The following is a 21,702-nucleotide window of genomic DNA, read 5'->3' as shown; positions in this document are numbered from 1 at the left end:
GATGCCATTCGCGAGCAAGCCCGCTCCCACAGGGGGATGCATTCCAAATGTGGGAGCGGGCTTGCTCGCGAAGGCGCCAGAACAAACAACACAGAATTCGGATAAGAAGACAGCCATGCGCACACTGATGATCGAACCCTTGACCAAAGAAGCCTTCGCCCCTTTCGGAGACGTTATCGAAACCGATGGCAGCGATCACTTCATGATCAACAACGGCTCGACCATGCGCTTTCATAAACTGGCGACGGTAGAAACCGCCACGCCAGAAGACCACGCCATCATCAGCATCTTCCGCGCCGATGCGCAGGACATGCCGCTGACCGTGTGCATGCTGGAAAGACACCCGCTGGGCAGCCAGGCCTTTATTCCGCTGCTCGGCAACCCCTTTCTGATCGTGGTCGCGCCCGTTGGCGATGCACCTGTATCAGGTTTGGTCCGCGCCTTCGTCACCAACGGCAGGCAGGGCATTAATTACCATCGCGGCGTCTGGCACCACCCGGTGCTGACGATCGAAAAGCGGGATGACTTCCTGGTGGTTGATCGCAGTGGCACAGGCAATAACTGCGATGAGCATTTTTTCAAAGAGGATGAGCGGTTGATCCTTGCCCCCCACCAATAAGAGAAGGTCCGATCACCCGACAACAAGGGTGACGGGCGAGAGGTAAAGACTGTGGAAGCACATCTGTTGGAATGGCTGAACCTAAGCGTGCGCTGGGTTCATATGATCACTGGCGTGGCCTGGATCGGTGCGTCTTTCTATTTCGTCTGGCTGGAAAACAACCTGAACCGCGTCAACCCCAAAAACGGCCTGGCTGGCGATTTATGGGCAATCCACGGTGGCGGTATCTACCACCTGGAAAAATACAAACTGGCCCCACCGACCATGCCGGACAACCTGCACTGGTTCAAATGGGAGGCCTATTTCACCTGGATGTCGGGCGTCGCGCTGCTGTGCGTGGTGTTCTACCTCAACCCGACGCTGTACCTGCTTGCCCCCGGCAGCAGCCTCAGTGGTACCGAAGGCGTGTTGCTGGGCATAGGCTCACTGTTCGCCGGCTGGTTCATCTACTCCTTTCTGTGCGACTCGGCCCTGGGTAAACGCCCTGCCCTGCTCGGCCTTATCCTGTTCGTCCTGTTGATCGGCGCGGCCTACGGCTTCAGCAAGGTGTTCAGCGGCCGCGGTGCGTACCTGCATGTGGGTGCGATTATCGGCACCATCATGGTCGGCAACGTGTTCCGCATCATCATGCCGGCCCAGCGTGCGCTGGTGGCAGCGATTGCAGAAAACCGCACGCCGGACCCGGCACTGCCGGCCAAGGGCCTGCTGCGTTCACGTCACAACAACTACTTCACCCTGCCTGTGCTGTTCATCATGATCAGCAACCACTTCCCGAGCACCTACGGCAGCCAGTACAACTGGTTGATCCTGGCCGGGATCGCGGTGGCGGCGGTATTGGTACGGCACTACTTCAACACCCGTCATGACAGCCAGAAATACGCGTGGACCCTGCCGGTCGGCGCCCTGGCGATGATCTGCCTGGCCTATGTCACCGGTCCAAAACCCGTGGCTACCACACCGGACGTGGCCAAGGCTCCAGCGGCCATCGAGTACCAGCCATTGCCGGAAACGGCGCTGGGTGGCGGCCTCAAGCCAGCAGCTGCCGCCACGCCCGCACCGGCAGCAGAAGCAGCTCCGGCCCAGGCCTCGACGGATTTCGGCAAGGTTCACAGCGTGATTGAAGAGCGTTGCACCGTGTGCCATTCGGCCAAGCCCACCAGCCCGCTGTTCAGCACCGCGCCGGCCGGGGTGATGTTCGATACCCCTGCGCAGATCCAGCAGCAGGCGGCGCGTATTCAAGCGCAGGCGGTTGCCAGCCAGATCATGCCGCTGGGCAACATTACCCAGATGACTCAGCAGGAGCGGGAGTTGATTGGCAGTTGGATCAATCAGGGGGCGCGTACCAACTAACAGGATAAAACGGCTCAACATGTGGGAGCGGGCTTGCTCGCGATAGCGGTGTGTCATTCAACACATCCGGTGACTAAAGCACCGCTATCGCGAGCAAGCCCGCTCCCACAGGGGTCGGATGATGCTTTGAAGATTAGGTTTCACCTGGCAATTGACTGCCAAACAACACAAAAATAAAAAAGATCCGAGGTGTTGCATGTCCCAGTTAGAACCGCAGATTCCTGCCGCCCCCGCCATGGTGCGGCTTCCACTTTTGCAACTGATTCTGGTGGGCCTGCAACATGTACTGCTGATGTACGGCGGCGCGGTGGCCGTACCGCTGATCATCGGACAAGCCGCGGGCTTGAGCCGTGAAGAAATCGCCTTTTTGATCAACGCCGACCTGTTGGTGGCGGGGATCGCCACCATGGTCCAGTCGTTTGGCATCGGCCCGCTGGGTATCCGCATGCCGGTGATGATGGGCGCCAGTTTCGCCGCCGTCGGCAGCATGGTCGCCATGGCGGGCATGCCGGGTATCGGCCTGCAAGGGATTTTTGGCGCGACCATCGCCGCCGGATTCTTTGGCATGCTCATCGCCCCCTTCATGTCCAAGGTGGTGCGCTTCTTCCCACCTTTGGTGACCGGTACCGTGATCACGGCCATCGGTCTTTCGTTGTTTCCTGTCGCGGTGAACTGGGCCGGCGGTGGCGCTAGCGCTGTGCAATTCGGCTCGCCGATCTACCTGGCCATCGCCGGCCTGGTGCTGGCCACCATCTTGCTGATCAACCGTTTTATGCGTGGCTTCTGGGTCAATATCTCGGTACTGATCGGTATGGCCCTGGGCTACGCCTTGTGTGGATTGCTCGGCATGGTCGACCTCGGCGGCCTGGAGCAGGCGCCATGGCTGCAGGTGGTCACGCCATTGCACTTCGGCATGCCCAAGTTCGAGTTGGCGCCGATCCTTTCGATGTGTCTGGTGGTGGTGATTATCTTTGTCGAGTCCACCGGCATGTTCCTCGCGCTGGGCAAGATCACCGGCCAGGAAGTCACCCCGAAAATGCTGCGGCGCGGCCTGCTGTGCGATGCCGGTGCGTCGTTCTTCGCCGGGTTCTTCAACACCTTCACCCATTCCTCTTTCGCCCAGAACATCGGCCTGGTGCAGATGACCGGTGTGCGCTGCCGCTCGGTGACAATCATGGCCGGGGCCTTTTTGATTGTCCTCAGCCTGCTGCCCAAGGCCGCATTCCTGGTGGCTTCGATCCCTCCTGCGGTGCTGGGCGGTGCGGCTATCGCAATGTTTGGCATGGTGGCAGCGACCGGGATCAAGATCCTGCAGGAAGCCGACATCGCCGACCGTCGCAACCAGTTGCTGGTAGCGGTCAGTATCGGCATGGGCCTGATCCCCGTGGTGCGCCCAGAGTTCTTCGCGCAGTTGCCCTTGTGGATGAGCCCGATTACCCACAGTGGCATCGCCATGGCCACGCTCAGTGCGCTGTCGCTGAACGTGCTGTTCAACATTCTGGGCGGCTCAGAACGCCCCGCAGTCGCCCATACGCATTGATTCCTTCGTTACTACAAAAACAACAACGAACAGGGAACATCAACATGCACACCATCGACTTGGGGCCGGCCACACGCCGTGCCCCATTCTCGCCCCTCGCGCTCTTTTACAGCGCACTTGAGCACAGGCTCTGGAGCCAGTATTCTCCGCGCCCGCTCGAATCGACTCAAAAAAAAACAGCGAATGTAAAAGCTGACTTAAAGGCCAACTTATCCCGGCCTTATGTCCGCTGCCAAAGTGCGCAAAAGTCCTCTGAATCCGACTGCATCCCATGTAGCCGGCGGGGATTTTTTGGCTTTTCAAACACTTTGGCGCAGCTCTTGCTAAAAGCATTAAAGCTGACCGAACAGACGATTTTTGCAGCGAACCAAAAGGCGCCACACCAGAGCGCCTGCGTAGAAGAAAAACCACAAAACCTTAGCTCGGGAGCAACCGAATGAAACGTACCGTGAACAGCCTGATGTTGGCCGGATCCCTGTTGGCCGGGGGCCAGGCGATGGCGGGTGACCTGCTGCAGTGGCAGAACAACAGCCTGACTTACCTGTGGGGCAAGAACTTCAAAGTCAACCCAGAGATCCAGCAAACCGTCACCTTCGAACATGCCGATGCGTGGAAGTACGGCGACAACTTCTTCTTCCTCGACCGCATCTTTTACAACGGCAAGGAAGACGGCAACGTCGGCCCCAATACTTACTACGGCGAGTTCAGCCCGCGGTTGTCGTTTGGCAAGATCTTCGATAAAGACTTGTCCTTCGGCCCGATCAAAGATGTATTGCTGGCGTTCACCTACGAGTTCGGCGAGGGCGACAACGAGTCGTACTTGGTAGGCCCGGCGTTCGACTTGAACATCCCAGGCTTTGACTACTTCCAGTTGAACTTCTATCAGCGCCAGACCGAAGGCAATCGCCCGGGTGATGGCGTATGGCAGATCACCCCGGTCTGGTCCTACACCATTCCAGTGGGCAACTCCGATGTGCTGATCGACGGCTTTATGGACTGGGTGGTGGATAACGACAAGAACGCCCGTGGCACTTACCACGCCAACCTGCACTTCAACCCGCAGGTCAAGTATGACCTGGGCAAGGCCATGAGCTGGGGCGCCAAGCAGTTGTATGTGGGTTTTGAATACGACTACTGGAAGAACAAGTACGGGATCCAGGACAGCGGCGCGTTCGAGACCAACCAGGATACGGCGAGCCTGTTGGTCAAGTACCACTTCTAAAGCCAACCCCGGCCTCCCCTGTGGGAGCGGGCTTGCCCGCTCCCACACAAGCCCGCGCCCCGATTCAGTTCGGGGTCAAGCCCAGGAACCGCTGCAACTCTTCGCGCTTGGCCAGCGCATCGCGCCGGCCCAACTCGATCAACTCACTGCAATACCCCGCCTCGAACAGCAGATAGCTGAGCACCCCCCGCCCCGCTGGTCTTGGTCGCCCCTGGCCCACGCAAAAACAGACGCAACGCCGCCGGCAGTTCCTGGCGATGGCGCGCCGCGATTTCATCGATGGGTTGGCTGGGCGCAATCACCAGTACTTCTACCGGTGCAAGACCGCGCGCGGCACTGTTGGCCGGTTGCAGATGGCTGAACTGGTTGAGGCGCTCCAGCAACTCGATATCACTCTCCAGGCTATCAATGAACGTGCTGTTGAGCATATGCCCACCGATCTGCGCCAGAGTCGGCTCCTGGCCGGTGTAGGTGCGTTGCTGCGGCACCGAGGGGTCTGGGGAGCGCGGGTTGCCACTGACACCCACCACCAGTACCCGGCTGGCCCCCAGGTGCAACGCAGGGCTGATCGGCGCTGATTGGCGGACGGCGCCATCGCCAAAATATTCCTGATCGAGTTTGACCGGCGCAAACAGTAATGGGATCGCCGAGCTGGCCAGCAGATGCTCCACGGTCAATTGCGTGGGCAGGCCGATGCGCCGGTGGCGCAGCCAGGCGTCGATGGTGCCGCCGCCCTGATAGAAGGTCACCGCCTGCCCTGACTCATAGCCGAACGCAGTCACCGCTACGGCATGCAGGTGCTTATGGCGGATTGCCTCATTGATGCCTTCCAAGTGCAGCTTTTCTTGCAGCAACTGGCGCAGCGGCGAGCTGTCGAGCAGCGCCACCGGCACGGGTGAACCCAGGCCCAGCAAGCTGCGGGTCAGAAAACGGCTGGCCTGGTGAATCACCCCCGGCCAGTCGCTGCGCAGCACCAAGTGGCTGCGAAAGCCCTGCCAGAATGCGGTGAGGCGTGCGATTGCGGCGCGAAAGTCCATGGCGCCACTGGCCAGGCTCACCGCATTGATCGCCCCGGCCGAGGTACCGACAATCACCGGGAAGGGGTTGGCAGCCCCCGGTGGCAACAGTTCGGCAATCGCCGCCAAGACACCGACCTGATACGCCGCACGCGCCCCGCCACCAGAAAGAATCAAGCCTGTGACCGGTTCAGTGGGGCGCATTGCATAACTCCATGGGCGGGGGAAAATCCGTTTATTCAGCGGCGCTTTTCGTACAGCTTGGGTTCGCCCGGTGGCCGGCTCTTGAAGCGGCGATGGGCCCACAGGTATTGCTCGGGGCACTCGCGCACCGCGGTTTCCACCCATTGGTTGATACGCAGGCAATCGACTTCATCGGATTCGCCGGGGAAGTCGCTCAAAGGCGGATGAATCACCATGCGGTAGCCACTGCCATCGGCCAGACGCTCCTGGGTAAACGGCACCACCAACGCCTTGCCCAGGCGCGCGAACTTGCTGGTAGCGGTGACTGTGGCCGCCTGGATGCCGAACAACGGCACAAAAATGCTCTGCTTGGCGCCATAGTCCTGGTCTGGCGCGTACCAGATCGCCCGGCCGGCGCGCAGCAGCTTGAGCATGCCGCGTACGTCTTCGCGCTCTACCGCCAGGGAGTCGAGGTTGTGGCGCTCGCGGCCACGGCGCTGGATAAAATCGAACAACGGGTTGCCGTGCTCACGGTACATGCCATCGATGGTGTGCTTCTGCCCCAGCAAGGCCGCACCGATCTCCAGGGTGGTGAAATGCAGGGCCATGAGGATCACGCCCTTGCCTTCCCGTTGCGCCTGCTTGAGGTGCTCCAGCCCTTCGACATGGGCCAGGCGCGCCAGGCGCTGTTTGGACCACCACCAACTCATGGCCATCTCAAAGAAGGCGATACCGGTGGAGGCAAAGTTTTCCTTAAGCAAATGTTTACGCTCCTGGGCGGAGATTTGCGGGAAGCACAGTTCCAGGTTTCGCGCGGCAATACGCCGACGCTCACCGGCCACCCGGTACATAAACGCACCCAGCACACGACCAATTCCCAGCAGCACGCGGTATGGCAACTGGGTAATCAGCCACAGCACACCGAGCCCCAGCCATAGCAGCCAGAAACGCGGGTGAAAAAATACAGCTCGAAAACGCGGGCGATCCATTACAGATTCCGGTAAAGACAGGGCCGCGCATTCTACAACGGTTCGACCCGGCTTGCGGCTAGCGGTTGTTCTCGTTATAAGTCTCGACACTTTTCGTGACAAGCCGCTTTGCCGACCATGAGCCAAACCGAATCGCTAGACCAAGATCCCGTCTTCCAGCTCAAAGGCAGCATGCTCGCCATTACTGTGCTGGAACTGGCCCGTAACGACCTTGATGCCCTGGACCGCCAGCTCGCCGCCAAGGTCGCCCTGGCCCCGAATTTCTTCAACAACGCGCCGCTGGTGCTGGCCCTGGATAAATTGCCGGCCGGCCAGGGCGCGGTTGACCTGCCCGGGCTGATGCGTGTCTGCCGCCAGCATGGCCTGCGCACCCTGGCCATTCGCGCCAGCCGGATCGAAGACATCGCAGCCGCCATCGCCATTGAACTGCCAGTACTGCCACCGTCCGGCGCCCGCGAGCGTGTGCTCGACCCGGTGGAAGGTGAAGTGAAGAAAAAACCGGAAAAACCACCGGAGCCGACGATCAAGCCTACAAGGATCATCACCTCTCCCGTACGCGGCGGGCAGCAGATTTACGCCCAGGGCGGCGACCTGGTGGTGGTCGCTCCGGTCAGTCCCGGCGCGGAACTTCTCGCCGATGGCAACATCCATGTATACGGCCCAATGCGTGGCCGGGCACTGGCTGGAGTCAAGGGCGATACCAAGGCCCGGATTTTCTGCCAGCAATTGAGCGCTGAGCTAGTGTCCATCGCCGGCCAGTACAAGGTTTCGGAAGATTTGCGCCGTGATCCGCTGTGGGGGGCCGGGGTACAAGTCAGCCTGTCGGGCGATGTGTTGAACATCATCCGTCTTTAACGGATACTGCCGCATTTTCCAAGCATCTCTGGACTCTGATAGCACAGCGAAACCGGCAAGACTTGCGTAGGAATAATTGAAAGGTGGCGCTTCCCCTACGGGAAGCACATCTTTTTCCTACGAAGGCTGTCCGCCTGCGGCGAGTTTCAAGAGATGTTTTTCAGGGACTGAGAGGTCCTTTTTCCTTAGGGGTGAAACACCTTGGCCAAGATTCTCGTGGTTACATCCGGCAAGGGTGGTGTGGGTAAGACCACCACCAGCGCCGCTATCGGTACCGGCCTCGCTCTGCGCGGCCACAAGACAGTCATCGTCGACTTCGACGTCGGTTTGCGTAACCTCGACCTGATCATGGGCTGCGAGCGCCGTGTGGTGTACGACTTCGTCAACGTGGTCAACGGCGAAGCCAACCTGCAACAGGCCCTGATCAAGGACAAGCGCCTTGAGAACCTGTATGTACTGGCCGCCAGCCAGACCCGTGACAAAGACGCGCTGACCAAAGAAGGCGTGGAAAAGGTCCTGATGGAACTCAAGGAAACCTTTGAGTACGTGGTCTGCGACTCCCCGGCCGGTATCGAGACCGGTGCTCACCTGGCGATGTACTTCGCCGATGAAGCCATCGTCGTGACCAACCCGGAAGTGTCTTCGGTACGTGACTCGGACCGTATGCTGGGCCTGCTGGCCAGCAAATCCCGGCGCGCCGAAAAAGGCGAAGACCCGATCAAGGAACATCTGTTGCTGACCCGCTACAACCCTGACCGTGTCAGCAAGGGCGAAATGCTCGGCGTTGAAGACGTCAAAGAGATCCTGGCCGTGGCCCTGCTGGGCGTGATCCCGGAATCCCAGGCCGTACTGAAAGCATCCAACCAAGGCGTACCGGTCATCCTCGATGACCAGAGCGACGCCGGCCAGGCATACAGCGATGCCGTTGATCGCCTGTTGGGAAAAACCGTGGAACACCGCTTCCTCGATGTAGCGAAGAAGGGATTCTTCGAGCGCCTGTTTGGAGGCAACTAAACAATGAAATTTCTCGACTTCTTTCGCGCCAACAAAAAGCCAAGCACCGCATCGGTAGCGAAAGAGCGTCTACAGATCATCGTGGCGCACGAACGCGGCCAACGCAGCACCCCGGACTACCTGCCAGCCTTGCAGAAGGAACTGGTGGAGGTGATCCGCAAGTACGTCAATATCGGCAACGATGACGTGCATGTCGCCCTGGAAAACGACGGCAGCTGCTCGATTCTGGAACTCAATATCACCCTGCCTGATCGTTGATCGACCAGGCGGTCGCCACGGCGGCTACGCTACCTGGCCCTGTAGGAGCGAGCTTGCTCGCGAAGAACCTGAGAGCGCTGCGTTTATCCAGGATGAACGCGGTGCAGTTGAATTCTTCGCGAGCAAGCTCGCTCCTACAGGGGGCGGTTGGCGCAGCCGCCGTTGGCGTTTGTTACGAGGCTGTTTAATGCCGCTGTCCAATATCCATATCCTTCACCAGGATGACGCTGTCCTGGTGGTGAACAAGCCGACCCTGCTGCTCTCGGTGCCTGGTCGCGCCGACGACAACAAGGACTGCCTGATCACCCGCCTGCAGGAAAACGGTTATCCCGAGGCCCGCATTGTCCATCGCCTGGACTGGGAAACGTCGGGAATCATCCTGCTGGCCCGGGATGCCGACACCCACCGCGAACTGTCCCGCCAGTTTCACGACCGTGAAACCGAAAAAGCCTACACCGCCTTGTGCTGGGGCCAGCCGGAGCTGGACAGCGGCAGCATCGATCTGCCGTTGCGCTACGACCCACCGACCAAGCCTCGCCATGTGGTTGACCATGAGTTCGGCAAGCACGCCCTGACCTTCTGGAAGGTCCTGGAGCGTTGTGGAGATTGGTGCCGGGTCGAACTGACGCCGATTACCGGGCGCTCCCACCAACTGCGTGTACACATGCTGTCTATCGGCCACCCGCTGCTGGGTGACGGCTTGTATGCCCACGAACAGGCCCTGGCTGCCTGGCCGCGCCTGTGCCTGCACGCAAGCATGCTGAGCTTCACCCATCCGCAAAGCGGCGAGCGCCTGCGCTTCGAGTGCCCTGCGCCGTTCTAATCGGTAAACGCAATTAAAATGTGGGAGCGGGCTTGCTCGCGAATGCGGTGTGTCAGTTGCTGGATAAGCTAACTGATCCACCGCATTCGCGAGCAAGCCCGCTCCCACATTTGTTCTGTGCACTTGTCACACCGGACGGTAAACTCGCGCCATTGCTGTCTGGAGCTACTTATGCGCGAAGCGTTGAATCAAGGCCTGATCGACTTCCTCAAGGCCTCTCCCACCCCCTTTCATGCCACTGCAGCCCTGGCCCAGCGCCTGGAAGCTGCCGGTTTCCAGCGCCTCGACGAGCGCGAGACCTGGACTACCGAGGCCAACGGTCGTTACTACGTGACCCGCAACGACTCCTCGATCATCGCTTTCAAGATGGGTCGCCAATCGCCCCTGCACGACGGCATCCGCCTGGTCGGCGCCCATACCGACAGCCCGTGCCTGCGGGTCAAGCCGCAACCTGAGCTGCAACGCCAGGGCTTCTGGCAACTGGGCGTGGAAGTCTACGGCGGCGCATTGCTGGCGCCGTGGTTCGACCGTGACCTATCCCTGGCCGGGCGCGTGACGTTCCGGCGTGACGGCAAGGTCGAAAGCCAGTTGATCGACTTCAAGCTACCCATCGCCATCATCCCCAACCTGGCCATCCACCTGAACCGTGAAGCCAACCAGGGCTGGGCGATCAATGCCCAGACCGAGCTGCCGCCAATCCTCGCGCAGTTTGCCGGTGACGAGCGCGTGGACTTCCGCGCCGTGCTCACCGACCAACTGGCCCGCGAACATGGGTTGAACGCTGATGTGGTACTCGACTACGAGCTGAGTTTCTACGACACCCAAGGCGCGGCAGTGATTGGCCTGCATGGCGACTTTATTGCCGGCGCGCGCCTGGACAACCTGCTGTCGTGCTACGCCGGCCTGCAAGCGCTGCTCACCAGCGAGACCGACGAAACTTGCGTGCTGGTGTGTACCGACCACGAAGAGGTCGGCTCCTGCTCGGCCTGCGGTGCCGACGGGCCGATGCTGGAACAGACCCTGCGTCGCCTGCTACCTGAGGGTGATGAGTTCGTACGTGCGATTCAGAAGTCTCTGCTGGTATCTGCCGACAATGCCCATGGCATCCACCCCAACTACGCCGACAAGCACGACGCCAACCACGGCCCGAAACTCAATGCCGGCCCGGTGATCAAGGTCAACAGCAACCAGCGCTACGCCACCAACAGCGAAACCGCCGGGTTCTTCCGCCACCTGTGCATGGCCGAAGAAGTGCCGGTGCAGAGCTTCGTGGTGCGCAGCGACATGGGCTGTGGCTCAACCATCGGCCCCATCACCGCCAGCCACCTGGGCGTGCGCACCGTGGACATCGGCCTGCCGACGTTCGCCATGCACTCGATCCGCGAACTGTGCGGCAGCCACGACCTCGCGCACCTGGTGAAAGTGCTGAGTGCGTTCTACGCAAGCCGCGACCTGCCCTGAGATCGGCTGTGGCGAGCGGGCTTGCCCCGCGCCGGGCTGCGCAGCAGCCCCAAAACGCCCACCGCGTTTCTTCAGATAAACCGCGATGTCCGGGTTTAGGGCTGCTTCGCAGCCCAGCGCGGGGCAAGCCCGCTCGCCACAGGGGAGGTCGCCAGTGTCTGAAAGTTGTGTAGATACCGATGCCCCCGCTGGGCTGCGCAGCAGCCCCAAAACCTGCCACATCTATCTGTCTGAAAAACCTCAGCGGTCTTGACTGACTTGGGGCTGCTGCGCAGCCCAGCGGGGGACAAGCCCCCTCGCCACGACAGCGCCTGGCCACATAGCCTTCGCCCTATCTGACACACATCAACCCCACTTGCGCCAATCCAGCCTAGACTGACAATCATCTTTCTACGACAAGGCCGTCCCTCCATGATCCCGATGTCCGCCTTCCACGCCATGCTCATCCCCATCCTCACGGGCATGATCCTGCTGGCCGTTGGTTTCAACTTCCGCGACAAAAACCTCGGTGTATTTGGCATGTGGGTCGGCATGCTGTTGATCCTCGGCACCATCGTCTACCGGATCCTCGCGAAACTGGCCGATTAACAAATGCACTCGCATTGGGCATAGCGCCCTCGTACACTCGGTCGATCTGTCGTTTCCAAGGTTGACCGCCTCGTGCTTGCCCGTCTGTTTGCCCTGCCCCACTGCCTGCTCCTTTGCCTGCTGATCCTGTTGCCTATCGCCCCTGCCCAAGCGGTCGGCCTGCCAGGCATCCTGGGCAGCACCACCAAAACCCAGCCACAGGCCGACGTGCCGCTGGGGCAGTCTTTGGACGAGGTGATCAAGACCCTGGAAAACGACCAGCAGCGCACCAAGCTGCTGGCCGACCTGAAGAAGCTGCGCGAGGCCACGAAAAAGGCCCAGCCTCAGGCCGAGCAAGGGGTGCTGGGCCTCATCGGCGGCACCCTGGCCAGCCTCGAGCAACAGCTGTCCGGCGCCGACAGCCCGCTCAATCGCTGGTCCGTCGAGTTCGACCAGGCCAAGACCGAGCTGGCCGCACTGATGCTGCCCGCCAGCGAATGGCTACCGATCATCTTTGGCTTTGCCATGGTGCTGATGCTCTGGAGCCTGCTGGCGGCCGCGCTGATCTGGCTCGGCCATCGAGTGCGCCTGCGCTTTGGCCTCAGTGAAGAGCTGCCACAACACCCCAAGACCTGGGACATGCTGCGTTTTGCCCTGCGCAAACTCGGCCCATGGCTGATTGCGCTGGTGATCACTGTCTACCTGAGTTACGCCCTGCCCTCGTCCTTGGGCAAGTCCCTGGCGATGGTCCTGGCGTATGCGCTGGTGGTCGGCACCTGTTTTTCGGCGATCTGCGTCATTGCCTTTTCCGTGCTTGACGGCCCGCACCGCCACCGGGCCCTGTACATCCTGCGCCACCAGGCGTTTCGCCCGCTGTGGCTGATCGGCAGCTTCGCCGCCTTCGGCGAGGCGCTGAGCGACCCGCGCCTGACCGAAGCCCTGGGCATCCACCTGGCACACAGCGCGGCGACCGTCGCCAATGTCCTGGCGGCACTGTCCACCGGTGTGTTTATCCTGCGTTTTCGCCGGCCCATCGCGCACCTGATCCGCAACCAGCCACTGTCCCGGCGCCTGACCCGCCGTGCCTTGAGCGACACCATCGAGATCATCGGCACCTTCTGGTACCTGCCCGCGCTGCTGTTGGTGGGCATTTCGCTGTTTGCCACCTTCGTGTCCGCAGGCGATACCAGCACCGCCTTGCGCCAGTCATTGCTCTGCACGGTGTTGCTGGTGCTGTGCATGGTGATCAACGGCCTGGTGCGCCGCCACTCACTCAAGCCTCAACGTGGGCACAAGCGCCATGCGCTGTATTCCGAACGCCTGAAAAGTTTCGTCTACACCCTGGCCCACCTGGTGGTGTGGCTGGTGTTTATCGAGCTGGGCCTGCGGGTCTGGGGCTGGTCGCTGATCCGCTTTACCGAAGGCGACGGGCATGAAATCAGCGTCAAGCTGTTCGGCCTCGCGGGCACCCTGTTGTTCGCCTGGCTGATCTGGATCCTCAGCGACACCGCGATCCACCACGCCCTCACCCGCTCGCGCAAAGGCCTGGCCAATGCGCGGGCGCAGACCATGATGCCGTTGATCCGCAACGTGCTGTTCGTGACGATCTTTATCATCGCCTCCATCGTCGCCCTGGCGAACATGGGCATGAACGTCACGCCACTGCTGGCCGGTGCCGGCGTGATCGGCCTGGCCATCGGTTTTGGCGCGCAGTCACTGGTGGCGGACTTGATCACCGGCCTGTTCATCATCATCGAAGACTCCCTGGCCATCGATGACTATGTAGACGTCGGCGGCCACCTCGGCACCGTCGAAGGCTTGACCATCCGCACCGTGCGCCTGCGCGATATCGATGGCATCGTGCATACCATTCCGTTCAGCGAGATCAAGAGCATCAAGAACTACTCGCGGGAATTCGGCTATGCGATTTTTCGCGTGGCGGTGCCTGCCAGCATGGACATCGACACCGCGATCAAGCTGATGCGCGACGTCGGCCAGAAGATGCGCGCCGATCCGCTGCAGCGCCGCAATATATGGTCGCCCCTGGAGTTCCAGGGTGTAGAGAGTTTCGAGTCCGGCAACGCCATCCTGCGCGCGCGTTTCAAGACCGCGCCGATCAAGCAGTGGGAAGTGTCGCGGGCGTTCAATCTGTCGCTCAAGCGCCACCTGGATGAGGCCGGCATGGACCTGGCGATGCCGCGCTTGAGTGTGCAGGTGGTGACAGCGGCGAGTGGACCGCAGGACGCTCAGGTCACATCCACACCGACATGAATCGCATCATGGCGCCAGAACTCCAGGTCGCAATCAATCAGGCGCTGATGTTGATCGTAATTGACCCGGGCGATTCGCAGCCCGGGGCTGCCTGCCGAGACCTTCAGGGCTGCTGCCGCTTCCACCTGTAATGAAGTCGGCACAATTTCGAAGCGCACGCGCCCGTAATGCAGGTCGTACTTGCGGGCGTACAACTCGGTCATCGACTGGTTCAGGTCACACGCCAGGATCCCCGGAAAATACTGAGGGTTGAGGTAGTGCTCGACATACAACACCAACCGCCCATCAATACGCCGCCTGCGGCAGATCTGGATCACGCTCGATAGCGCCGGCAGTTGCAGCCACGCGCAAACAGCCGCCGAGGCCGGTTGCAGGCGTGCCGATATGACTTCAGTGCAAGGCACCCGCCCCTGAGCGCTGACCATGGCGTGGAAGTGGCTGCGCTGCATCAGGTTGTAGGCCAGCCGGGGTGGCGAAACGAACCAGCCACGGCGTTCCTCGCGGTAGATCTGGCCCTGGGCTTCCAGTTGCAGCAAAGCCTCGCGCACGGTGATGCGGGTGGTACCAAACAACTCACTGAGTTTGCGCTCGGCCGGCAATTTGCTCGCCGGGCTCAATAAACCGTGGCTGATCTGCTCTTGCAGCGCCAGGCCGATGGCTGTCACCGCTTTGGTTGCCTCATCACGCATCAACGTTACCTATCTGGACTAGGCCAGCACTGTTTGGGTGCGCCAAATGCCCCTGGAGTGGGCGACGGCTAGTGCGTGCAAGCCTAGGCATCACACATGACCGACAGATGACAGCGCCGTGCGCCGCCGCCTCACACGCCCTGCAATACATCGGCCAAGTCCAGGTATTACGGGCTCGCGGTCGTGGTCTACGCTTAACCGGCAGGTGCCTGCCCAGGCGCTTTAAAAACGACATCGACATGAAACTGTCATCCAGCGCGCCTAAATTGGCTCGTGTATTGCTGACCTAGACCAAACCAACCGCGCCATCAAAAAATCGCAGCGTTGAAAACGCCCAAAGGAGCTTCGGATGAAACAGCTTTTCCTGGCATCACTGTTAGGCTCGACCATTGCCATGTGCACCGCCGCCATGGCCGCTGACACCGATTTGAAAACCCTGGAAGCTGCCGCCAAGGCAGAAGGCGCTGTGAACAGCGTCGGCATGCCCGATGACTGGGCCAACTGGAGAGGTACCTGGGAAGACCTGGCGGCCAAGTACGGCCTCAAGCACATCGACACCGACATGAGCTCGGCCCAGGAAATCGCCAAGTTCGCCGCAGAAAAAGACAACGCCAGCGCCGATATCGGCGACGTCGGTGCTGCCTTTGGGCCGATTGCGGCCACCAAGGGCGTCACACAAGCCTACAAGCCCAGCACCTGGGAACAGATCCCCGATTGGGCCAAGGATAAAGACGGTCACTGGGCGCTGGCCTACACCGGCACCATCGCGTTTATCGTCAACAAAAAGCTGCTGCACGGCTCCGAAGTCCCGACCAAGTGGGCCGACCTGAAGACCGGCAAATACAAGGTCTCGATTGGTGACGTGAGCACCGCCGCCCAAGCCGCCAACGGCGTATTGGCAGCCGCCCTGGCCAACGGTGGCGACGAGAAGAACATCCAGCCGGCCCTGCTGATGTTCGCCGACATTGCCAAGCAGGGGCGTATTTCCCTGGCCAACCCGACCATCGCCACCATGGAAAAAGGCGAAGTGGAAGTGGGCGTGGTCTGGGACTTCAACGGCCTGAGCTACAAGGCGAAGATGGCCAACCCGGATGACTACGTGGTGCTGATCCCATCGGATGGCTCGGTGATTTCCGGCTACACCACCATCATCAACAAATACGCCAAGCACCCGAACGCCGCCAAGCTGACCCGCGAATACATCTTCAGTGATGCCGGGCAGATCAACCTGGCCAAGGGTAATGCGCGGCCGATCCGTGCCGAACACCTGACCCTGCCAGCCGAAGTGCAGGCCAAGCTGCTGCCTAACGAACAGTACAAAAACGTGACGCCCATCAAGGACCCGGCCGCCTGGGAGGCAACCTCCAAGGGCTTGCCGCAGAAGTGGCAGGAAGAAGTCATCATCAATATGCAATAAGCCCTGGGTGGGAGCTGGCTTGCCGGCGATAGCGGTATGACATTCAGCACTTGTATCGGCTGATGCACCGTTATCGCAGGCAAGCCAGCTCCCACAGTTGATCCGGTTCCAAAAGAACCACGCAATCAAGCCCAATTTGTCGCGGAGCCCCTGCCCCTATGAAGCACAACGTCATCCTTGTGGTGCTCGACGGCCTCAATTACGAGGTCGCCCGGCATGCCATGGGGCATCTCCAGGCCTACGCCGGTGCCGGGCGTGCGGCGCTGTACAAGCTGGAGTGCGAATTGCCCGCCCTGTCCCGTCCGCTGTACGAATGCATCCTCACCGGCGTACCGCCTATCGACAGCGGCATCGTGCACAACCACGTCTCGCGCCTGTCCAACCAGCGCAGCATTTTCCATTACGCCCGCGCCGCCGGCCTGACGACCGCAGCGGCGGCTTACCACTGGGTCAGCGAGCTATACAACCGTTCCCCCTTCATCGCGACCCGTGACCGGCACACCGACGACAAAGACCTGGCGATCCAGCACGGGCACTTCTACTGGAGCGATCATTACCCGGACACCCACCTGTTTGCCGACGCCGAAAGCCTGCGCCTCAAGCACGCGCCGAACTTTTTGCTGGTGCACCCGATGAATATCGACGACGCCGGCCACAAGCACGGCCTCGATACCGCGCAATACCGCAACAGCGCCCGCACGGCCGACATTATCCTGGCCGACTACCTGCAAGGCTGGCTCGATGCCGGCTACCAGGTGCTGGTAACGGCCGACCACGGCATGAACAACGATCGCTCCCATAACGGCCTGTTGCCAGAGGAGCGTGAAGTCCCGCTGTTTGTCCTCGGTGATGCCTTCAGCCTCGACCCCAAGGCCCAGCCCAGGCAAACCGATATCTGCGGCACCGTCTGCGCCCTGCTTGGTGTTGCCCACGAAAAACCTGTCTGCCAGGAGCTGTTGAAGTGAGTTCAGTGATCCGCGGCAAATGGCTGGCTGCCTTGTGCCTGGTACCTTTCGCCCTGTTTTTTATCGTGTTCCAGATCGCTCCGCTGTTCTGGGTAATGGTCAACAGCCTGCAATCGGAAGAGTTCGGCTGGGGCCTGGCCAACTTCAGCAAGATCTTCAGCTCCAAGTTCTACCTACAGGCGATCAAGCACAGCCTGGAGATCAGTTTCTACTCCAGCATCTTCGGCATCATCATCGCAGTGCTGGGCAGCTACTCGTTGCGCAAGGTGGATTCGCCGCTGCGCAATTTCGTCACAGCCTTTGCCAACATGACCAGCAACTTCTCCGGCGTGCCCCTGGCCTTTGCCTTCATCATCCTGCTGGGGTTCAACGGCAGCATCACCATCATGCTCAAGCAGGCCGGGATCATTCAGGACTTCAACCTGTACTCCAAGACCGGCCTGATCATTTTGTACACCTACTTCCAGATTCCTCTGGGCGTGTTGCTGCTGTACCCGGCCTTCGATGCCCTGCGCGAAGACTGGCGCGAGTCCGCAGCACTCTTGGGCGCCAATGGCTGGCAGTACTGGCGGCATATCGGCCTGCCGGTGCTGACGCCGGCGCTGCTGGGTACTTTCGTGATCCTGGTGGCCAATGCCCTGGGGGCCTATGCCACGGTGTACGCGTTGACCACCGGCAACTTCAACGTGCTGCCGATCCGCATCGCGGCGATGGTGTCCGGTGACATTTCCCTGGACCCGAACATGGCCAGCGCCCTGGCCGTGATCCTGGTGGCGCTGATGACCGTGGTCACCGTGGTCCATCAACTGCTGCTCAAGAGGAGCTACCATGTCTCGCGCTGAAGCCAGCCCCGTTGCCCTCTATCATCGCGTGGTGGTGTACCTGCTGTTCGCGATCCTGGTGCTACCGCTAATGGGTACCCTGGTGTACTCCCTCGCCAGCAGTTGGTCGGCGACCATCCTGCCCGCCGGCTTTACCTTCAAGTGGTATGTGCAGCTGTGGAGCGATCCGCGCTTTTTGCATGCCTTTGGCCAGTCGCTGCTGGTCTGCGTGGGTGCGCTGATCCTGTCGGTGGTGCTGATCCTGCCGCTGCTGTTCGTGGTGCATTACCACTTCCCCAAGCTCGATGCGCTGATGAACATCCTGATCCTGCTGCCCTTCGCCGTACCGCCAGTGGTGTCGTCGGTGGGGCTGTTGCAGTTGTATGGCTCGGGGCCGCTGGCGATGGTCGGTACGCCGTGGATCCTGATCGGCTGCTACTTCACCGTGGCGCTGCCGTTCATGTACCGCGCGATCACCAACAACCTGCAGGCAATCAACCTGCGTGACCTGATGGACGCCGCCCAACTACTCGGCGCCAGCACCTGGCAGGCGGCGATCCTGGTGGTGCTGCCCAACCTGCGCAAGGGCCTGATGGTGGCGTTGCTGCTGTCGTTCTCGTTCCTGTTCGGCGAGTTTGTGTTCGCCAATATCCTCGTCGGCACGCGCTACGAGACCTTGCAGGTGTACCTCAACAACATGCGCAACAGCAGCGGCCATTTCACCAGCGCCGTGGTCATTTCCTATTTCCTTTTCGTGCTGCTGCTCACCTGGGCCGCCAACTTCTTGAACAAGGACAAAAGCCAATGAGCTTCGTCAGCGTCCAGCACCTGCAAAAAAGCTACGCCGCCACCCCGGTGTTCAGTGATATCAACTGCGAGATCGCCAAGGGCGAATTCGTGACCCTCCTCGGCCCGTCCGGTTGCGGCAAGTCCACGCTGCTGCGCTGCATCGCCGGCCTGACCCCGGTGGACAGCGGGCAAATCCTGCTGGACGGCCAGGACATTGTTCCGTTGAGCCCGCAGAAGCGCCATATCGGCATGGTGTTCCAGAGCTACGCGCTGTTCCCCAATATGACCGTGGAACAGAACGTCGCCTTCGGCCTGCGCATGCAGAAGGTCAACGCCGATGACAGCCACAAGCGGGTCCAGGAAGTGTTGCAACTGGTCGAGCTCAAGGACTTGGCCGGGCGCTACCCGCACCAGATGTCCGGCGGCCAGTGCCAACGCGTCGCCCTCGCTCGCTCCCTGGTCACGCGGCCGCGCCTGCTGCTGCTCGACGAGCCGCTGTCGGCCCTGGATGCGCGAATTCGCAAACACCTGCGCGAACAGATCCGCCAGATCCAGCGCGAGCTGGGGCTGACCACCATCTTCGTGACCCACGACCAGGAAGAAGCCCTGGTCATGTCCGACCGCATCTTCCTGATGAACCAGGGCAAGATCGTGCAGAGCGGCGACGCCGAGACCCTCTACACCGCTCCGGTGGATGCCTTTGCCGCCGGTTTTATCGGCAACTACAACCTGTTGGATGCCGAGCAGGCCAGCAAGCTGTTGCAGCGCCCGGTCAACGGGCGCATCGCCATCCGCCCTGAATCCATCGAGCTCAACCGCAGCGGCGAACTGGATGCCCTGGTGCGCAGCCATAGCCTGCTGGGCAATGTGATTCGCTATCGTGTCGAGGCCCGGGGCGTGGAATTGGTGGTGGACGTACTCAATCGCTCGGCCCAGGATCTGCACCCAGACGGGCAACGCCTGGCACTTTCCATCGATCCCAGTGCGCTGTGTGAGGTAGCCTGAGGATGCAGTGTTCATTGAGGAAGCATGACTGATGGCTTTGGTAATTTTTGATCTGGACGACACCCTGATCCACGGCGATTGCGCCACATTGTGGAGCGAACAGATGGGCCGCCTGGGCTGGGTGGACCCTGAGTCGTTCATGCGCAAGAACAACGAACTGATGTCCGCCTACAGCCGCGGCGAGTTGGCCATGGAAGAGTTCATGGACTTCAGCCTGGAACCGATGATCGGGCGCACCCCGGAAGAAGTCGCGCACCTGGTGGAGCCATGGGTGGAAGATGTTATCGAGCCGCTGATCTACAGCGACGCCACCAAGACCATCGCCCGCCACCGCCAGAACGGTGACCGGATCCTGGTGATCTCGGCCTCGGGCACGCACCTGGTTACGCCGATAGCGGCACGCATTGGCATCGATGAGGTATTGGGGATTGAACTGGACGTGGCCCATGGGGCGTACAACGGCAAGACAGTGGGTGTACTGACCTACCGCGAAGGCAAGATCACCCGCTTGATGCAATGGCTGGATCAGGAAGGTGAAAGCCTGGAAGGTGCGTACTTCTATTCGGATTCACGCAATGACTTGCCGCTGTTGAGCAAGGTCGATTACCCACAGGTGGTGAACCCGGATCCTGTGCTACGGGCCCACGCAGAACAGGCCGGCTGGCCGATCCACCAGTGGACCTGACAGCCCATTTCCTGACTTGAAACCCAATCAAAATGTGGGAGCAAGCCCGCTCCCACACTTTTGACCCGGTTTCAATTCGGGATTGGCATTTAAGCCAGGCTTTCGTCGATCAGCAGCACCAACTTCCCGGAAATCTGGTTGGTCGCCAGCTCCGCAAACGCAGCCTCGGCATCCTTGATCGCAAAGGTCTTGGCCAACTGCGGGCTCAAGCGCCCTTCACCAAACAACGGCCACACCTGTTGGCCCAAGTCGCTCAGCAGATCCGCCTTGAACTGATCATCGCGGTTGCGCAAGGTCGAGCCCAGCACCTGCACGCGCTTGGCCAGCACCTGCGCCAGGTCCAACTGGGCCTCGCGCCCGCCCATCAAACCAATCAACACCCAACGACCGTCGCGGGCCAGGAGCTTGAGGTTGATGGCCGCGTAGTTGCCGCCCACCGGGTCGAGAATCACGTCGAACGGGCCAAAATCGCCCAGGCTGTCGATGCCATCGGTACGTACCACGCCGCCCTGGGCGCCGAGCTCTTCGCAGTAGGCCAGGCGATCCGCCGAACCGACACTGACCCAGCATGGGCTGCCAAACGCCTTGCACAGCTGGATCGCCGCCGAACCGACGCCACTGGCGCCCGCGTGCAACAGCACCTTTTCACCCGGCTTGAGTGCCGCCAGTTGGAACAGATTCAGCCAGGCCGTGCTGTACACCTCAGGCAAAGCGGCCGCTTCAGCCAGGGACAGACCCTCCGGCACTGGCAGTACGTGGCGCGCGTCCACCACCACTTCCTGCGCCATGCCACCGCCGGCCAGCAGCGCACAGACCCGATCCCCCACCTGCCAGGAAGACCCGGCGCCGACCTCACTGATAACGCCGGAACACTCCAGTCCCAATACCTCGCTGGCACCCGGAGGTGGCGGATAGAGCCCTGCACGCTGTAATAAATCAGCCCGATTCAAGCCGGCTGCCGCCACTCGAATACGAACTTGCCCTACATCGCACGTAGGACTAGGGGTCTCAACCCACTCCACATGACCTTCAACGCCTTGCAATGCTTTCACAGTGCCTCCATAGTGAGTCTGGACTGAGCCCGTTGCTGTAGCGCCGGGCTTTTTGCATTATGCGACCGGCCCAAATGGAACCGGCGACTTCAAAGACGGCCTAATATGCGT

Annotated in this window: 21 protein-coding genes and 1 pseudogene; 18 read left to right on the top strand and 4 right to left on the bottom strand. The window is 60.9% G+C overall.

All coding sequences use genetic code 11. The annotated features are described in order from the left end of the window. Positions 1 to 115: 115 nt before the first annotated feature. The 5 genes from JTY93_RS08550 to JTY93_RS08530 all read left to right on the top strand — a co-directional run bounded on the left by JTY93_RS08550 (position 116) and on the right by JTY93_RS08530 (position 4,731). Entirely contained in the window at positions 116 to 619 is a 504-nt protein-coding gene (locus JTY93_RS08550) for an ureidoglycolate lyase (RefSeq protein ID WP_099168728.1), read from the top strand. Positions 620 to 670: 51 nt separating this feature from the next. Further along, positions 671 to 1,969, top strand: a complete 1,299-nt coding sequence (locus JTY93_RS08545; protein ID WP_205475524.1) for a urate hydroxylase PuuD — start codon at positions 671 to 673, stop codon at positions 1,967 to 1,969. A gap of 196 nt (positions 1,970 to 2,165) precedes the next feature. Next, complete coding sequence (locus tag JTY93_RS08540) at positions 2,166 to 3,509, top strand: nucleobase:cation symporter-2 family protein (RefSeq protein ID WP_205475525.1); 1,344 nt, start codon at positions 2,166 to 2,168, stop codon at positions 3,507 to 3,509. Positions 3,510 to 3,553: 44 nt separating this feature from the next. Continuing rightward, the gene (locus JTY93_RS08535) at positions 3,554 to 3,949 is read left to right on the top strand and encodes a hypothetical protein (protein ID WP_205475526.1); all 396 of its coding nucleotides are present in this window, start codon (positions 3,554 to 3,556) and stop codon (positions 3,947 to 3,949) included. Next, positions 3,946 to 4,731 (top strand): outer membrane protein OmpK, encoded by a 786-nt coding sequence (locus tag JTY93_RS08530; protein WP_205475527.1) that lies wholly within the window; start codon positions 3,946 to 3,948, stop codon positions 4,729 to 4,731. Before JTY93_RS08535 ends, JTY93_RS08530 begins: the two co-directional genes overlap by 4 nt. A gap of 64 nt (positions 4,732 to 4,795) precedes the next feature. On the opposite strand, the pseudogene JTY93_RS08525 reads toward JTY93_RS08530, so the two are convergent. After that, a pseudogene (locus tag JTY93_RS08525) lies at positions 4,796 to 5,951 on the bottom strand (patatin-like phospholipase family protein). 35 nt (positions 5,952 to 5,986) lie between these two features. Beyond that, a complete protein-coding gene (locus JTY93_RS08520) occupies positions 5,987 to 6,919 on the bottom strand; it encodes a lipid A biosynthesis lauroyl acyltransferase (RefSeq protein ID WP_205475528.1) in 933 nt (310 codons plus the stop codon). Positions 6,920 to 7,036: 117 nt separating this feature from the next. Between JTY93_RS08520 and minC the strand changes: the two genes are divergently transcribed. From minC to JTY93_RS08485, 7 genes are all read left to right on the top strand, one after another. Further along, positions 7,037 to 7,774, top strand: a complete 738-nt coding sequence (gene minC, locus JTY93_RS08515) for a septum site-determining protein MinC (RefSeq protein WP_038447253.1) — start codon at positions 7,037 to 7,039, stop codon at positions 7,772 to 7,774. A gap of 201 nt (positions 7,775 to 7,975) precedes the next feature. Beyond that, the gene (gene minD, locus JTY93_RS08510) at positions 7,976 to 8,788 is read left to right on the top strand and encodes a septum site-determining protein MinD (RefSeq protein WP_057440689.1); all 813 of its coding nucleotides are present in this window, start codon (positions 7,976 to 7,978) and stop codon (positions 8,786 to 8,788) included. 3 nt (positions 8,789 to 8,791) lie between these two features. After that, positions 8,792 to 9,046: a cell division topological specificity factor MinE gene (minE, locus tag JTY93_RS08505; protein WP_003175252.1), complete on the top strand. Its 255-nt coding sequence runs from the start codon at positions 8,792 to 8,794 to the stop codon at positions 9,044 to 9,046. 187 nt (positions 9,047 to 9,233) lie between these two features. Continuing rightward, complete coding sequence (locus JTY93_RS08500) at positions 9,234 to 9,869, top strand: RluA family pseudouridine synthase (protein ID WP_057440687.1); 636 nt, start codon at positions 9,234 to 9,236, stop codon at positions 9,867 to 9,869. A gap of 171 nt (positions 9,870 to 10,040) precedes the next feature. Further along, complete coding sequence (locus JTY93_RS08495) at positions 10,041 to 11,330, top strand: M18 family aminopeptidase (protein WP_029300406.1); 1,290 nt, start codon at positions 10,041 to 10,043, stop codon at positions 11,328 to 11,330. A 411-nt stretch (positions 11,331 to 11,741) separates the two neighbouring features. Beyond that, positions 11,742 to 11,918: a hypothetical protein gene (locus JTY93_RS08490; RefSeq protein ID WP_169994160.1), complete on the top strand. Its 177-nt coding sequence runs from the start codon at positions 11,742 to 11,744 to the stop codon at positions 11,916 to 11,918. A 72-nt stretch (positions 11,919 to 11,990) separates the two neighbouring features. Then, positions 11,991 to 14,168, top strand: coding sequence for a mechanosensitive ion channel family protein (locus JTY93_RS08485; RefSeq protein ID WP_205475529.1), 2,178 nt, complete (start codon positions 11,991 to 11,993; stop codon positions 14,166 to 14,168). Here the strand turns inward: JTY93_RS08485 and JTY93_RS08480 are convergent. Next, on the bottom strand, positions 14,144 to 14,857 hold the full coding sequence (locus JTY93_RS08480) for a UTRA domain-containing protein (RefSeq protein WP_205475530.1): 714 nt from the start codon (positions 14,855 to 14,857) through the stop codon (positions 14,144 to 14,146). The genes JTY93_RS08485 and JTY93_RS08480 overlap by 25 nt on opposite strands. A 349-nt stretch (positions 14,858 to 15,206) precedes the next feature. Between JTY93_RS08480 and JTY93_RS08475 the strand changes: the two genes are divergently transcribed. The 6 genes from JTY93_RS08475 (at position 15,207) to JTY93_RS08450 (ending at position 20,539) form a co-directional block, all read left to right on the top strand. After that, positions 15,207 to 16,274, top strand: coding sequence for an ABC transporter substrate-binding protein (locus tag JTY93_RS08475; protein ID WP_205475531.1), 1,068 nt, complete (start codon positions 15,207 to 15,209; stop codon positions 16,272 to 16,274). A 158-nt stretch (positions 16,275 to 16,432) separates the two neighbouring features. Next, on the top strand, positions 16,433 to 17,239 hold the full coding sequence (locus JTY93_RS08470) for an alkaline phosphatase family protein (protein WP_205475532.1): 807 nt from the start codon (positions 16,433 to 16,435) through the stop codon (positions 17,237 to 17,239). Beyond that, positions 17,236 to 18,081 carry an ABC transporter permease gene (locus JTY93_RS08465; RefSeq protein WP_205475533.1) on the top strand — a complete coding sequence of 282 codons (846 nt, stop codon included), beginning with the start codon at positions 17,236 to 17,238 and terminating at the stop codon, positions 18,079 to 18,081. The genes JTY93_RS08470 and JTY93_RS08465 overlap by 4 nt, the downstream gene beginning before the upstream one ends. After that, on the top strand, positions 18,068 to 18,868 hold the full coding sequence (locus JTY93_RS08460) for an ABC transporter permease (protein ID WP_205475534.1): 801 nt from the start codon (positions 18,068 to 18,070) through the stop codon (positions 18,866 to 18,868). The genes JTY93_RS08465 and JTY93_RS08460 overlap by 14 nt, the downstream gene beginning before the upstream one ends. Continuing rightward, the gene (locus JTY93_RS08455; RefSeq protein ID WP_205475535.1) at positions 18,865 to 19,854 is read left to right on the top strand and encodes an ABC transporter ATP-binding protein; all 990 of its coding nucleotides are present in this window, start codon (positions 18,865 to 18,867) and stop codon (positions 19,852 to 19,854) included. The genes JTY93_RS08460 and JTY93_RS08455 overlap by 4 nt, the downstream gene beginning before the upstream one ends. 31 nt (positions 19,855 to 19,885) lie before the next feature. Continuing rightward, a complete protein-coding gene (locus tag JTY93_RS08450; RefSeq protein ID WP_205475536.1) occupies positions 19,886 to 20,539 on the top strand; it encodes an HAD family hydrolase in 654 nt (217 codons plus the stop codon). Between the two features lie 89 nt (positions 20,540 to 20,628). On the opposite strand, the gene JTY93_RS08445 is transcribed toward JTY93_RS08450, so the two are convergent. Then, positions 20,629 to 21,591 (bottom strand): zinc-binding dehydrogenase, encoded by a 963-nt coding sequence (locus JTY93_RS08445; protein ID WP_205475537.1) that lies wholly within the window; start codon positions 21,589 to 21,591, stop codon positions 20,629 to 20,631. Between the last annotated feature and the right edge of the window lie 111 nt (positions 21,592 to 21,702).

It is taken from the genome of Pseudomonas hygromyciniae, assembly GCF_016925675.1.
Lineage (GTDB): Bacteria > Pseudomonadota > Gammaproteobacteria > Pseudomonadales > Pseudomonadaceae > Aquipseudomonas > Aquipseudomonas hygromyciniae.
The sequence above is the reverse complement of the archived record's forward strand: the minus strand, read 5'-3'. Positions and strand labels throughout refer to the sequence as shown.

Excerpts from the sequence above, each read along its gene's own strand:
- JTY93_RS08530 (WP_205475527.1), top strand. The coding sequence starts at position 3,946 with ATGAAACGTACCGTGAACAGCCTGATGTTGGCCGGATCCCTGTTGGCC.
- JTY93_RS08520 (WP_205475528.1), bottom strand. The coding sequence starts at position 6,919 with ATGGATCGCCCGCGTTTTCGAGCTGTATTTTTTCACCCGCGTTTCTGG.
- JTY93_RS08470 (WP_205475532.1), top strand. The coding sequence starts at position 16,433 with ATGAAGCACAACGTCATCCTTGTGGTGCTCGACGGCCTCAATTACGAG.
- JTY93_RS08495 (WP_029300406.1), top strand. The coding sequence starts at position 10,041 with ATGCGCGAAGCGTTGAATCAAGGCCTGATCGACTTCCTCAAGGCCTCT.
- JTY93_RS08500 (WP_057440687.1), top strand. The coding sequence starts at position 9,234 with ATGCCGCTGTCCAATATCCATATCCTTCACCAGGATGACGCTGTCCTG.
- JTY93_RS08540 (WP_205475525.1), top strand. The coding sequence starts at position 2,166 with ATGTCCCAGTTAGAACCGCAGATTCCTGCCGCCCCCGCCATGGTGCGG.
- JTY93_RS08450 (WP_205475536.1), top strand. The coding sequence starts at position 19,886 with ATGGCTTTGGTAATTTTTGATCTGGACGACACCCTGATCCACGGCGAT.
- JTY93_RS08455 (WP_205475535.1), top strand. The coding sequence starts at position 18,865 with ATGAGCTTCGTCAGCGTCCAGCACCTGCAAAAAAGCTACGCCGCCACC.
- JTY93_RS08475 (WP_205475531.1), top strand. The coding sequence starts at position 15,207 with ATGAAACAGCTTTTCCTGGCATCACTGTTAGGCTCGACCATTGCCATG.
- minE (WP_003175252.1), top strand. The coding sequence starts at position 8,792 with ATGAAATTTCTCGACTTCTTTCGCGCCAACAAAAAGCCAAGCACCGCA.
- JTY93_RS08460 (WP_205475534.1), top strand. The coding sequence starts at position 18,068 with ATGTCTCGCGCTGAAGCCAGCCCCGTTGCCCTCTATCATCGCGTGGTG.
- JTY93_RS08480 (WP_205475530.1), bottom strand. The coding sequence starts at position 14,857 with ATGCGTGATGAGGCAACCAAAGCGGTGACAGCCATCGGCCTGGCGCTG.
- JTY93_RS08535 (WP_205475526.1), top strand. The coding sequence starts at position 3,554 with ATGCACACCATCGACTTGGGGCCGGCCACACGCCGTGCCCCATTCTCG.
- minC (WP_038447253.1), top strand. The coding sequence starts at position 7,037 with ATGAGCCAAACCGAATCGCTAGACCAAGATCCCGTCTTCCAGCTCAAA.
- JTY93_RS08490 (WP_169994160.1), top strand. The coding sequence starts at position 11,742 with ATGATCCCGATGTCCGCCTTCCACGCCATGCTCATCCCCATCCTCACG.
- JTY93_RS08550 (WP_099168728.1), top strand. The coding sequence starts at position 116 with ATGCGCACACTGATGATCGAACCCTTGACCAAAGAAGCCTTCGCCCCT.